The 12,495-nt window shown below is 71.8% G+C and carries 12 protein-coding genes; 8 read left to right on the top strand and 4 right to left on the bottom strand.

From position 1 onward, the window contains the following. The first annotated feature begins 6 nt into the window (after positions 1-6). Entirely contained in the window at positions 7-1,239 is a 1,233-nt protein-coding gene (locus tag SLUN_RS05070; protein WP_108147345.1) for a sensor histidine kinase, read from the top strand. Next, positions 1,236-1,901, top strand: coding sequence for a response regulator transcription factor (locus SLUN_RS05065; protein WP_108147344.1), 666 nt, complete (start codon positions 1,236-1,238; stop codon positions 1,899-1,901). The genes SLUN_RS05070 and SLUN_RS05065 overlap by 4 nt, the downstream gene beginning before the upstream one ends. On the opposite strand, the gene SLUN_RS05060 is transcribed toward SLUN_RS05065, so the two are convergent. Further along, entirely contained in the window at positions 1,862-2,137 is a 276-nt protein-coding gene (locus SLUN_RS05060; RefSeq protein ID WP_108147343.1) for a DUF6332 family protein, read from the bottom strand. The genes SLUN_RS05065 and SLUN_RS05060 overlap by 40 nt on opposite strands. A gap of 74 nt (positions 2,138-2,211) precedes the next feature. Further along, complete coding sequence (locus SLUN_RS05055; RefSeq protein ID WP_108147342.1) at positions 2,212-3,711, bottom strand: MFS transporter; 1,500 nt, start codon at positions 3,709-3,711, stop codon at positions 2,212-2,214. A gap of 87 nt (positions 3,712-3,798) precedes the next feature. On the opposite strand from SLUN_RS05055, the gene SLUN_RS05050 reads away from it, so the two are divergent. Next, positions 3,799-4,215 carry a MarR family winged helix-turn-helix transcriptional regulator gene (locus SLUN_RS05050; RefSeq protein ID WP_108147341.1) on the top strand — a complete coding sequence of 139 codons (417 nt, stop codon included), beginning with the start codon at positions 3,799-3,801 and terminating at the stop codon, positions 4,213-4,215. Here the strand turns inward: SLUN_RS05050 and SLUN_RS05045 are convergent. Then, positions 4,208-4,945, bottom strand: coding sequence for a maleylpyruvate isomerase family mycothiol-dependent enzyme (locus tag SLUN_RS05045; RefSeq protein ID WP_108147340.1), 738 nt, complete (start codon positions 4,943-4,945; stop codon positions 4,208-4,210). The two genes, SLUN_RS05050 and SLUN_RS05045, sit on opposite strands and share 8 nt — an antisense overlap. Before the next feature lie 73 nt (positions 4,946-5,018). Continuing rightward, the gene (locus SLUN_RS05040) at positions 5,019-6,239 is read right to left on the bottom strand and encodes an MFS transporter (RefSeq protein ID WP_108147339.1); all 1,221 of its coding nucleotides are present in this window, start codon (positions 6,237-6,239) and stop codon (positions 5,019-5,021) included. 99 nt (positions 6,240-6,338) lie between these two features. Here SLUN_RS05040 and SLUN_RS05035 point away from each other — a divergent pair, with 99 nt between their 5' ends. The 5 genes from SLUN_RS05035 (at position 6,339) to SLUN_RS05015 (ending at position 12,488) form a co-directional block, all read left to right on the top strand. Continuing rightward, positions 6,339-7,553, top strand: coding sequence for an ROK family protein (locus SLUN_RS05035; RefSeq protein WP_108147338.1), 1,215 nt, complete (start codon positions 6,339-6,341; stop codon positions 7,551-7,553). 133 nt (positions 7,554-7,686) lie between these two features. Next, positions 7,687-8,541: a YhjD/YihY/BrkB family envelope integrity protein gene (locus SLUN_RS05030; protein ID WP_108147337.1), complete on the top strand. Its 855-nt coding sequence runs from the start codon at positions 7,687-7,689 to the stop codon at positions 8,539-8,541. A 331-nt stretch (positions 8,542-8,872) separates the two neighbouring features. After that, complete coding sequence (locus SLUN_RS05025; protein ID WP_108147336.1) at positions 8,873-9,160, top strand: SHOCT domain-containing protein; 288 nt, start codon at positions 8,873-8,875, stop codon at positions 9,158-9,160. Beyond that, positions 9,157-9,921 (top strand): ABC transporter ATP-binding protein, encoded by a 765-nt coding sequence (locus SLUN_RS05020; protein ID WP_108147335.1) that lies wholly within the window; start codon positions 9,157-9,159, stop codon positions 9,919-9,921. Before SLUN_RS05025 ends, SLUN_RS05020 begins: the two co-directional genes overlap by 4 nt. After that, positions 9,918-12,488 (top strand): ABC transporter permease, encoded by a 2,571-nt coding sequence (locus SLUN_RS05015; RefSeq protein ID WP_108147334.1) that lies wholly within the window; start codon positions 9,918-9,920, stop codon positions 12,486-12,488. Before SLUN_RS05020 ends, SLUN_RS05015 begins: the two co-directional genes overlap by 4 nt. Positions 12,489-12,495 lie beyond the last annotated feature (7 nt).

Below are 12,495 nucleotides of genomic sequence, written 5' to 3'. Positions count from 1 at the left end.
GCCGTTATGGAAGAGCAGCGCACCCGCATCTGCGGTGGTCCCCCCTGGGCACGGGGCGGCGGGTCACCGCGGATGCGTCATTGGGAGGCACGGCGGAACGCCGCCAGGGTGCCCTGGCCGTCGGCGATCGTCCTGGCCGTGTTCGTCATGGTGGGCACGGGTTTCGCGGGGGAGAACCAGCCGGATCGCGAGTCGGTCGACGCCTTCGCGCGGCTGCTGTTGCTGGCGGGCCCGGCGCTGCTTCTGCTGCGCAACCGCCGGCCGGTCGTCTCGGTCTTCGGCGTCTCGGCGGTGGCGCTCGTCTACATCGGCGCGGGCTATCCCTACGGTCCCGTCTTCATCACCGTCGCCGTGGGCGCCTTCGCCGCTGTCGTCTCCGGACACCGGCGCGCCGCCTGGTGGGCCGTCGGCGGGCTCTGGCTGGGCCATCTGCTGATCGCCCACTGGCTCTACGAATATCTGCCACCCGGCAAGGACGACGCCGCGCCGTGGGGGCAGGAACTGGTCATCGCCGCCTGGGTGGTGGCGATCCTCGCGGCCTCGGAGCTCGTACGCGTACGACGTGAGGTCTGGGCCCGCGAGCGCGTGGAGCGCGCTGCCGCCGAGAAGCGCCGCGCCGACGAGGAGCGGCTGCGGATCGCCCGCGAACTGCACGACGTCCTCGCGCACTCCATCTCGGTCATCAACGTCCAGGCGGGCGTGGGCCTCGCACTGCTGGACTCCAACCCCGAGCAGGCCCGTTCCGCGCTCACCACCATCAAGGCGGCGAGCAAGGAGGCGCTGGGCGAGGTCCGGCAGGTCCTGGACACACTGCGTACGCCGGGAGACGCCCCCCGCGCGCCCGCCCCGGGACTCGACCGGCTCCCCGAACTCATCGAGCAGGCCGCGAGCGCCGGTCTGAGCGTCGAGGTCGAGACGGAGGGCGAGCGGATCGGGCTTCCGCCCGGCACGGATCTCGCCGCCTTCCGGATCGTGCAGGAAGCCCTCACGAATGTCGTACGGCACTCGGGCTCGCGCACCGCGCGGGTACGGATCGCCTACGCGCCCGGCCGGCTCGGTCTCCGGATCGACGACGAAGGACCCGCCACCGGCTCGGACGCGGGCGGCAGCGGCAACGGCCTCGTCGGAATGCGGGAGCGGGCCGCCGCACTCGGTGGCACGATCGAGGCCGGTCCGCGCCCGGACGGTGGCTTCCGGGTACGGGCCGACTTCCCCGTGCAGCCGAAGGAGACGATGTGATCCGCGTACTGCTCGCCGACGACCAGCTGCTGGTCAGGGCAGGATTCAGGGCGCTGCTCGACGCTCAGCGGGACATCGAGGTGGCGGGCGAGGCGGCCGACGGGGAGGAGGCGGTGCGGCTGGTGCGCGAACTGAGCCCCGATGTGGTGCTGATGGACATCCGCATGCCGCGGCTCGACGGTCTCGCCGCCACCCGCCGGATCACCGGGGACGAGCGGCTGAACGGAGTGAAGGTGGTCATGCTCACCACCTTCGAGCTCGACGAGTACGTTTTCGAGGCGATCCGCTCCGGTGCCTCGGGCTTCCTGGTGAAGGACACCGAGCCGGAGGAACTGCTGCGTGCGGTACGGGCGGTGGTCGAGGGGGACGCGCTGCTGTCTCCCGGAGTGACGCGCCGCCTGATCGCGGAGTTCGCGGCCCGCTCCAAGGCCCCCACGGACGCGGCGGGTCTCGGCGAACTCACCGAACGGGAGCGGGAGGTGATGGCCCTGGTCGGCATCGGCCTCTCCAACGACGAGATCGCCCGCCGGCTGGTCGTCAGCCCGCTCACCGCCAAGACGCATGTGAGCCGCACGATGGTGAAGCTCGGCGCCCGCGACCGGGCCCAACTCGTCGTGCTGGCCTATGAGTCGGGGCTGGTGCGGCCCGGCTGGCTCGGCTGAGGGGGCGTACGGGGAAAGCGCCACAGCACGGTCACGACGCGCAGGACGAAGACGACCGCGCCGGCCACGGCGCCGCCGACGACCAGCCCGCGCTCGGCCGCGGGTGGCATGGGGAACACCATCGTCGGGCCCGCGACCCCCAGGAACGTGAGCCCCCCGACCAGGAACCCACTGGCGAGTGCATAGCCGGTCTCGACCGTGATCGCGTCCCGTTCAGCCTGTGTACGTCGCCCCATGTCCGAAGTGTCACAGGGCGACGGCCGACGGACAAGAAGCCCCGGCCGTCGCCCCCCTCGTGAGCAGAGTGTGGTCAGTCGCCGACCGTCACCCGCTCCGGCTCTTCGCCGACAGTCGCTCCGGACCCGGACGGCTCGGACTTCGCGACGAGGACGGTGTGCTGAGCGGGTCGTGTGCGCAGCCCGGTCAGCGTGATGAGCAGTCCGGCGAGGGCGATCGCGGTCACCACCACGAGACCCGGCCGGAAGCTGTCGAGCACCTCCTGCGGGGAGCCGCCCTCGGCGCCGCCCGCCGTGATCACCGCGGTCACCACGGCCAGGAAGATCGCCCCGCCGACCTGGATCGAGGTGTTCAACAGGCCGGAGACCATGCCCTGTTCATGGTCCTCCACCCCGTTGGTGGCCTGGATGTTGAGCGAGGGGAAGACGAGTGCGCAGGCCGCGCCGAGCAGCAGCATCGACGGCAGGATCACCACGGCGTAGCTCGGCGTGAGGTCGATCTGGAGGAACAGCGCGTACGAGATCACCAGCAGTGTGAAGCCGGTGGCGATCAGGCGGGGCGTGCCGAACCGGTCCACGACCGAGCCGATCTTCGTCGAGGAGAGCGCCACCAGTGCGCCCGCCGGCAGGAACGCGAGCGCTGTCTGCAGCGCCGACCAGCCGAGCAGGGACTGCATGTACTGCGTGACGAGGAACTGGAAACCGACGTAGGAGCCGAAGAAGAAGGCGGCGCCGACGTTGGCCCGGATCTGGCTGCCCGAGCGCAGCACACCCAGCCGGATCAGCGGGTGCGAGCTGCGCCGTTCGATGGTGACGAAGACGGTGAGCAGTACGGCGACGGCGAGGAATGACAGCAGGGTGCGGGCCGAGGCCCAGCCCACCTCGGGGGCCTGGACGACGGTGAAGACGAGCAGCAGCATCGAGGCCGTGCCGGTGATGGCGCCCGGCAGGTCGTACCCCTTCCCGGAGTCCTCGCGGCTGCTCCGCGGAATCAGCTTGACTCCGGCGATCAGCGCGATCAGTGCGATGGGCGCGGGCAGCAGCATCGTCAGTCGCCAGCTCACCTCGGTGAGCAGTCCGGACAGCACCAGGCCCATGGAGAAGCCGGTGGCGGCGCAGGTGGTGTAGATGGCCAGCGCGCGGTTGCGCTGGGGGCCTTCCTTGAAGGTCGTGGTGATGATCGAGAGTCCGGCGGGCGCGGTGAACGCGGCGCTCAGGCCCTTGATGAAGCGGCTGGCGATCAGCAGCGGTCCCGAGTCGACGAGTCCGCCGAGCAGTGAGGCGAGGGCGAAGACGGCGAGTGCGATGAGAAAGACCCGCCGCCGGCCCAGCAGGTCGGCCGCGCGACCGCCGAGCAGCAGCAGGCCGCCGTATCCGAGGATGTAGCCGCTGACGATCCACTGCAGGGACGAGGTGGACAGGTCGAGATCGGTGGCGATCGAGGGCAGTGCGACGCCGACCATCGAGACATCGAGGGCGTCGAGGAACATCGCGGCGCAGAGCACGAGCAGCGTGCCCCACAGCCGTGGGCTCCAGCGCTCCTGCGATGCGGGGACGTTGAGCGGTGAGGTCATGCGGAGGACACTACATGCGCATGCATTGAATGCAAGTGCATTTAATTCCGATGCAACAAAGTGCGTCATTTCTGCTAACGTGCGGTCATGGCAGCGAAGAAGTCCGAGCGAGCGCTCGTGGACGAGTGGCGGGACGTCCTCGCGCTGCACGCTCGTACGATCTGCGAGCTCGACCGGGAGCTGCATCAGCACGGGCTCGGCGCCAGCGACTTCGAGGTCCTCGATGTGCTCGCCGAAGATACGTCGGAGGGCGGCGACTGCTCCTTCCGCGTCCAGGAGCTGGCATCCCGGGTCCATCTCAGCCAGAGCGCCCTGTCCCGCCTGGTCGCGCGGCTGGAGAAGGACGGCCTTGTCACGCGCGGAATGTGCCCCGAGGACCGGCGGGGTGTGCGGGTCGCGCTCACCGAGGCGGGCCGGGCGCGCCATGCCGAAGTGCGGCCGCTGCAGCGCGCGGTGCTCTCGCGGATGCTGCCCGGCACGATCCAAACGAGAGGCCCTAGGTGACCGGGGACAGCTCGCGCCACAGCTTCGCGATCTTGGCGTCGCCCGTGACGGACACGTCGGTCAGCGGCAGCCGGTTCCAGAGCGTCAGATAGAGCTGCTCCGCCGTACCGCTCAACTCGCAGTCCGCGGGCCCCTCTTCGCTCGGCTCCGTGCGGGGCACGTCCGTCGACACCCACACGGTCCATACGTTGTCCGTGTCGATCGGCCGCAGGCGCAGTGCGAGCGGCGCCTCGGAGCGCACCTTGCTCCGGGAGCGGCCGTGGAAGCCCGTCAGCAGTTCTTCGATGCCGTCCACGGCGAAGTCCGCGGCGACCGGACCGGGCTTCCCGCCGAGCGCCGACTCGGCGTCGACGCGGTGGACGGTCGTCTCGTGCGCCTGCCGCCTCGCCCAGAACGCGAGCGGCGAGGACGCGGGCAGAAAGGTCCAGCACTCCAGGTCGGCCGACGCCTCGCTGAGCGCGGCCACCAGCAGACCGTGTCCGTCCCGGAACCACCCGAGCAGCTCGTCCCCGTCGAGATCGGGCTCGCCGTCGTCGGGATGGAAGGTGGTGTAGCCCTCGGTGACGAAGGCGGTCGCCCAGCGGTGGACCATGCCCACGTGCCGCAGGAGGTCCCGCACCTGCCAGCCCGGACAGGTGCGCACGCTCGCGTCAGGGCCGGCCTTCTCGGCGGCCGTGGCCAGCAACTGGCCCTCACGGAGGAGGGACTTGATCAGCTCAGCGGTCTCCATGCCGGAGATTGTGCCAGGGCGTTCAGGCTCCCTGCGGGTGGGCGGGGCGCGGGATCGGCCTGAGTACGCCTACTCAGGTTCCCTGGGGCGCCGACGCGTTCCGGGCCGCGTACCCGATGAGCGCCGCACCGCCCGCCAGCGCCGCCACCGTGGTCAGTGCCACAGGCAGCGAGAACCAGTCGGCGATGAAGCCGATCGCGGGCGGGCCGAGCAGCATCCCGCCGTAGCCGAGGGTCGAAGCGGCCGCGACGCCGCCGGGTCCGGCGAGCGCGCCCGCCCTGGCCACCGCCACCGGGAAGATGTTCGCAAGACCCAGGCCGGTCACGGCGAAGCCGAGCAGCGCGAGCCACACGGTCGGCGCGAGCGCGCCGAGAAGCATGCCGGCCGCCGCCGTCGTACCGCCCGCCACCAGCGTGCGGGTCTGGCCGAGCCGCTGCAGCATGGCCGTACCGGAGAGCCGGCCGGCCGTCATGGTGAGCGCGAAGAGGGCGTATCCGGCGGCGGCGATGCCGGGGTGGGCGTGCAGGTCCTGCTCGAGATGGAGCGCGCCCCAGTCGGCCATCGCACCTTCCCCGTACGCCGTGCAGAGCGCGATCACGCCGAAGAGGACGACGAGTTGGCGCGTACGGCCCTCGAGGCGGCGCGGCTTTGGCGTGGCCGCTGTGCGCTCGGTGACGGTCACCGGGTGGTGCAGCAGAACGGGCCCGGCGACGGCTGTGACCAGCAGGCCGATGCCGGTGAGGGCGAGCAGATGCGCGGTGGGGGAGAGGCCGCCGGCGACCAGGCCGCCGAGGCCCGCGCCGATCATGCCGCCGAGGCTGAACGCGGCGTGGAAGCTGGGCATCACCGGCCGCCGCAGGGCCGCGACCAGATCGACAGCCGCGCTGTTCATGGCGACATTGATCCCGCCGTACGCCGCTCCGAATACCAGCAGCACAAGACCGAGGGCCGCCGCCGAGTGGGTCAGCGGCGGGAGCGCGATGCTCAGTGCCAGCAGGACGGCGCTGACGACGGTCACCGGGTGGCTGCCGAAGCGGCGGCAGAGCCTGCCGGTGAGCGTCATCGTCACCACCGCGCCCGCCGAAACTCCGAGCAGTGCGAGACCCAGATCGCTCGCCGAGGAGCCGGTCTGCTCCTTGATGGCGGGGATACGGACCACCCAGCCGGCGAAGACGAAGCCGTCGAGGGCGAAGAACACGGTCAGCGCGGTACGGGCCCGGGCCAGGGAGGCTGGGGCGATGTTTTCGCCAGGTACCCCCGGAACGGCCGTCCGTAGTTTGTTTAGGTGCGGCACAAACTCAGGATAGGGGTCCGGGCCCGATCCGTACAAGGCTGCTGCTCAACCTCCGGATCAGCTGCTGCTCAACCTCCGGATCATGGGAGACTCGCCATCATGAACGGCAAGGCGACGACCACCAAGGCGAGGCTGGAGAGAGGCCGCAGCGCGCTCGGCCCCGCGCTGGAACTGGTTCATACCGGGCGGGCGCCCACCCGCGCCGTACTCACCGCCGAGCTCGGCGTCACCCGGGCCACCGCGGGTGCGGTGGCAGCCGAGCTCGAAGCGCTCGGGCTGATCCGGGTCGACTCAAGGCCCGGTGCGGCCGCCGGCTCCCAGGGCCGCCCCTCGCACCGCCTCTCCGTCGACGGCGCGGGCCCCGTCGTCCTCGCCGCGCAGGTCCACGCCGACGGATTCCGCGCCGCTCTCGTCGGGCTCGGCGGCCGTACGGTCGCCACCGCACCCGGATGTGTCACGGTCTCGGCCGACCCGGCGCAGGTGCTCGGAGAGGTCGTCGAGGCCGGTGCCGTGCTGCTGCGCGCGAGCGGGCGGCGGTGCGTGGGTGCCGGCCTCGCCGTGCCCTCGGCCGTCGCCGAGCCGGAGGGCACCGCCCTCAACCCCCTGCACCTCGCCTGGCCGGCCGGAGCCCCCGTACGGGACATCTTCGCCGAGCAGGTACGCGCGGCCGGCATCCACGGCCCGGCCTTCACCGGCAACGATGTCAACCTCGCGGCGCTCGCCGAACACCGGCACGGCGCGGGCCGCGGCGCCCAGCACCTGCTCTGCGTCGCCACCGGCCACCGCGGCGTCGGCGGCGCGCTCGTCCTCGACGGCCGTCTGCACACCGGCAGTTCGGGCCTCGCCCTCGAGGTCGGCCATCTCACCGTCAATCCCGAGGGCCGCGCCTGCCACTGCGGCAGCCGCGGCTGTCTCGACGTTGAGGCCGACCCGCTCGCCTTCCTCACCGCCGCGGGCCGCGAGCCGGGACCCGAGGTCTCGCTGCTGCAGCAGTCCACGGATCTGCTGCGCAGGGAGTACGACGACCAGGCCGTACGGAACGCGGGCGAAGAGCTCATCGACCGGCTCGGCCTCGGGCTCGCCGGGCTGGTCAACATCCTCAACCCCGACCGCATCATCCTCGGCGGGCTGCACCGCGAACTGCTCGACGCCGACCCCGAACGGCTGCGCGCCGTGGTCGCCGACCGCAGCCTGTGGGGGCGCAGCGGCGGCGTACCGATCCTCGCCTGCACGCTCGATCACAACAGCCTGGTGGGGGCCGCGGAGTTGGCGTGGCAGCCGGTCCTGGACGACCCCCTGGGCGCGCTCGCCTGACGCGGACCAGGCGCATCGGACTCGACCGGCACGCTGCCCAGGGCCGCCCGCGCCCTGCACGTCCGAAGGCGCGAACACCCGTCCCGGGGCACGATGGACGCCATGCGGAGCACGTGCGGGTAGGCGACGACATATGACCCGGAAGCCCTCCGGCGCGGCACATCACGCGCACCGGCTCCAGGACCTGTGGCTCAGGATCCTCGCGTCGCCCGTAGGGCTCGCCTGGAACCGCGGCCGCGAGATGGAACTGATGCACCGCGCCATGGGCTTCGCCGCGCTCGGCTTCCTCACGCTCGTCCCCCTGCTGATCGTCGTCGCGGCCGCGGACCCGGCCAGCGGACAGGGCTTCGCCCGCTGGCTTACCCAGGCCCTGGGGGTCGAGGCGGCCTCGCAGGAGGAGGTCGAGCGGCTCTTCGGCGCGCCGGTGGAGGCGCTCCAGCGCACGACGGCGTTCGGCCTCGCCGCGGTCGCCGCGTTCGGACTGACCTTCGGATCGGCCGTGCAGACCGGCTACGAAAAGGTCTGGGACCTGCCGACGGCCCGCTGGCACACCATGTGGCGCCATGTCGTCTGGCTCGCGGTGCTCATCTTCGCTCTGCTGGTCTTCGTCAACACGCCCACGCCGGCCGGCTCCGTCCTGGGGACGATCCTCGGCACCCTGGCCGACCTGATCGGTACCTTCCTGTTCTTCTGGTGGTCGCAGCGGCTGCTGCTGGGCGGCCGGGTCCGCTGGCGGGCCCTCCTGCCGGGAGCGGTGACGTCGGCCCTGTGCATGCTCGGCCTGCGGATCTTCTCCCAGTTCGTCTTCTCACCGCTGATCGCGTCGAACGCCGTCACCTACGGCCCCTTCGGGACCGTGCTGGTGATCCAGTCCTGGCTCGTCGGCGTCGGCTTCGTCGTCTACGCCGGCGCGCTGGTGGGACGTCTCATCCACGAGGAGCTCACCCGGCGCCGACTGGAGCGGGACGCGGATCAGCCGACGGCGTAGGCGCGGGCCGGATTCCGTACGAGCATCCGGTCCGTGAGCTGTTCTGCCCAGGACCCCACGAGCGTCGCGGCCCCCGCCCCAGCCCGTACGGAGTCCACTGGACCACCGCCCGCCCGCCGAGCTCCCGGACTCGCGCAGCCGGATCGCCGCCGCCTCCGGGTCGTCCAGCTCCTGCCCCGGCAGGAGGGAGCAGCCGTGAAAGCCCCGCGTACTCCCGGGGTGGTACGCGCACTACCGCTGGCCGTACGACGACTCGGACCCCCTGGCGGCGGGAGCCTCGAAAGCGACAAGGAAGCACGCACCACCATCGCCACCGAGGAGCTGAACCGAGATGAACACCCTGGCGTACGCAGACGGGCCCGGCCCGTGGATTCTCCTCTTCCCGCTGATCTGGGCGGCCGTCGTCGTCGGCGTCGTCACCGTCCTGCGCCGCACCGGCATCTGGCGCGGCCGCCGCGGCCCCTGGCAGGGCACGCGCGTGAACCACGCCGAGAGCTCGCCGATCGCCGTGCTCGGCCGCCGGTTCGCCGCCGGTGAGATCGACGAGGAGGAGTACTGGCGCCGGCTCTCCGTCCTGGACGAGCAGTTCGGCCGCATCACCAAGGACGGCGCGGCATGACCGCCACCACGACGACCCGGACCCGCACCGCCGCCCGTGTCGTCGACGCCGTGAAGGTCTACGGCAACGGTGATACGGAAGTGAGGGCCCTGGACGGGGTGAGCGTCGACTTCCCGGCCGGCCGCTTCACCGCGATCATGGGGCCCTCGGGCTCCGGGAAGTCCACGCTGATGCACTGCGCCGCCGGACTCGACACCCTCACCTCCGGCTCCGCGCTCATCGGCGACACCGACCTCAGCGCGTTGGACGACCGCAGGCTCACCCTGCTGCGGCGCGAGCCCATCGGCTTCGTCTTCCAGGCGTTCAACCTCATCCCCACCCTCACCGTCGCCGAGAACATCACGCTCCCCATGGACCTGGCGGGGGAGCGGGCCGACGGCGAGTGGCTCGACGCGCTCATCGACACCGTCGGGCTGCGGGACCGGCTGCACCACCGGCCGAGCGAGCTCTCCGGCGGCCAGCAGCAGCGTGTCGCCGTGGCCCGCGCCTTCGCGGGCCGGCCCGACGTCGTCTTCGCCGACGAGCCGACCGGCAACCTCGACTCCCGCTCGGGCGAAGAGGTGCTGCGACTGCTCGGCCGCGCGGTGCACCAGACCGGTCGTACGGTCGTGATGGTCACCCATGACCCCGTCGCCGCCGCCCACGCCGACGAGGTCGTCTTCCTCGCCGACGGACGGCTCGTCGACCGGATGGAAGCCCCGACCGCCGAGCGTGTGCTCGACCGGCTGAAGGCCTTCGACGGCAAGGGGGCGGCGACATGAGCGGCAGCCGTGCCTCTCTGCGGATCAGCGTCAACTCGCTGCGCGCCCACAAGCGGCGCTTCGCCGGGACCTTCACCGCCGTGCTGCTCGGCGTGGCCTTCCTGGCGGGCACGCTCGTCATGGGCGACACACTGCGCGGCAGCTTCGACACGATGTTCGCCGGCGCCACGGGCAGCACGGACGCCGTCGTACGCAGCTCCAATGTCGTCACCGTCTCAGGCGAGGGCCAGGGCACCCGGCAGCCCGTGCGGACGGATCTCATCAGGCGGATCGAGAAGACGCCGGGCGTCGCCGCCGCGGCGGCGAACATCCAGGGCTCCGGACAGCTCGTCGGCTCCAACGGCAAGCCCATCGGCGGGCAGGGCCCGCCCACCCTGGCCGGCAACTGGATCGACGACCCGGAGCTCAACCCCTACCAGCTCGCCGAAGGACGCGTCCCCGCCACGTCCGGCGAGGTCGTGGTCAACCGCGGCGCCGCTGACAAGGGCGGGCTGAGGATCGGCGACCGGACGGTGCTGCGCACCCCCGACCCGGTGCAGGTCACCGTCGTCGGCCTCGCCACGTTCGGCGGCGAGGACGGAATGGCCCAGGTCACCTTCACCGGCATGACGCAGGCCGACGCCGAGAAGTACCTCACCCCCAAGCCCGGCGAGGCGGCGTCCATCCAGGTGCGGGCGGGACCCGGTACCGGCCAGCAGGAGCTCGTGGACGCGCTGATGCCCGTACTCCCCAAGGGAGTCGAGGCGATCACCGGACAGGAGTCCACCGCAGAGAACCAGGACATGATCTCCGGTCAGTTCCTGAATCTGTTCACCACCCTGCTGCTGGTCTTCTCCGGAATCGTGCTGCTCGTCGCGACGTTCTCCATCTACAACACCTTCGCGATCGTCATCGCCCAGCGCACCCGTGAGAACGCGCTGCTGCGCGCACTCGGTGCCTCCCGCCGTCAGGTCGTCGGCTCGACGCTCTTCGAGGCGGCCGTCGTCGCACTCGTCGCGTCCGCGGCCGGACTGCTCGGCGGAATCGGCATCGCCGCCGGACTGCAGGCGCTCTTCCCGCTCATCGGATTCCCCTTCCCGGAGGGCCCACTGGTCATCAGCGGCCTCTCGATGCTGCTGCCGCTCGCCGTCGGCGTGATCGTCTGCCTCGGCTCCGCGCTGATGCCCGCCGTCCGCGCCGGGCGCACCGCACCGCTGGCCGCACTGCGTGAGACGGCCGTGGACCACTCCGCGGCCTCGACGAAGCGTGCGTACGCCGGTACCGGCATCGCTCTGGCCGGAATCGGCCTCATCCTGGCCGGCGTCGTCGCCGGCCCGTCCATCCGGCTCGCGGCCGCGGGCGCGGTCATGGCCCTGGCCGCCTTCGTGGTGCTCGGCCCGGTCGCGGCCTCGGTCGCCGTACGGGTCCTGGGCCGGCCGCTCGACCGGCTGCGCGGAGTCTCCGGCAGCCTGGCCAAGCGCAACGCCCTGCGCAGCCCCAAGCGCACCGCGGCCACCGCCACCGCGCTGATGATCGGCGTCGCCGTCGTATCCCTGTTCACCGTCTTCGGCGCCTCGCTGAAGGCGACCATGGACCAGACGGTCTCCCGCTCCTTCGCGGGCGATGTCGCGGTCAGCGCCCCGGCGTTCGGCGCGGGCGGCAGCGGGCTCAGCCCGAAGCTCGCCCCGGCCGTCGCCGCGCAGCCCGAAGTGGCGACCGCGGTCGGCCTCGGCAAGGGCGTCGCAGAGGTCGACGGCGCGGGACGCCGGCTGACCGTCACCGACACTGCCGCGCTCGACAGGTCCTTCGACCTCGGCACCGTGCATGGTTCGCTCGACGGGCTCGGCAGCAACGGCATGGCCGTGGCGGACACCGAGGCCGGCAAGCGGGGCTGGAAGCCCGGCTCCACCGCCTCGCTCGCCTTCACCGACGGTACGGAGCAGACCTTCACGGTCCGCGCCGTCTTCGAGCAGTCGGAGCTGGCGGGCGACTACGTGATCACCCGCGAGGCCTGGGCCCCGCACCGGGGACAGGACTCCGACACCCTGATCGCTGTCACCTTCAAGGACGGCGTGTCCACCTCCGACGGCACGGCCGCGGTCGAGAAGACCGCTGCGGCGTACGGCAATCCTGAGGTGCAGACCCGCGACGAGTACGCGCGGAGTGCGGCCGGAGCCATCGACATGATGCTCACCCTGGTCTACGCCCTGCTCGCCCTCGCCGTGGTGATCGCGCTGCTCGGCATCGCCAACACGCTGACCCTCGCGATCCACGAACGCACCAGGGAACTCGGCCTGTTGCGCGCCGTTGGACAGACCAGGAACCAGCTGCGCGCCATGGTGCGCTGGGAGTCGGTACTGGTCGCCGCGTTCGGCACGGCAGGCGGCCTGATGCTGGGCGGACTGCTCGGCTGGGTGCTGGTCAAGGCGTCCGAGGGCGCGGGCGACACCACTTTCGCCTTCGCCGTACCGCCGGTGCAGCTGCTCGTGGTCGCGCTGGTCGGCCTGGTGGCAGGCGGAGTCGCGGGCTGGCGGCCCGCACGCCGCGCCGCACGCCTCGACGTGCTGCGCGCCATCGCCACCGAGTAGCGCCGCA

It is taken from the genome of Streptomyces lunaelactis, from assembly GCF_003054555.1.
GTDB classification, from domain to species: Bacteria; Actinomycetota; Actinomycetes; order Streptomycetales; family Streptomycetaceae; genus Streptomyces; species Streptomyces lunaelactis.
This window is presented reverse-complemented; position numbering and strand designations above follow the sequence as displayed.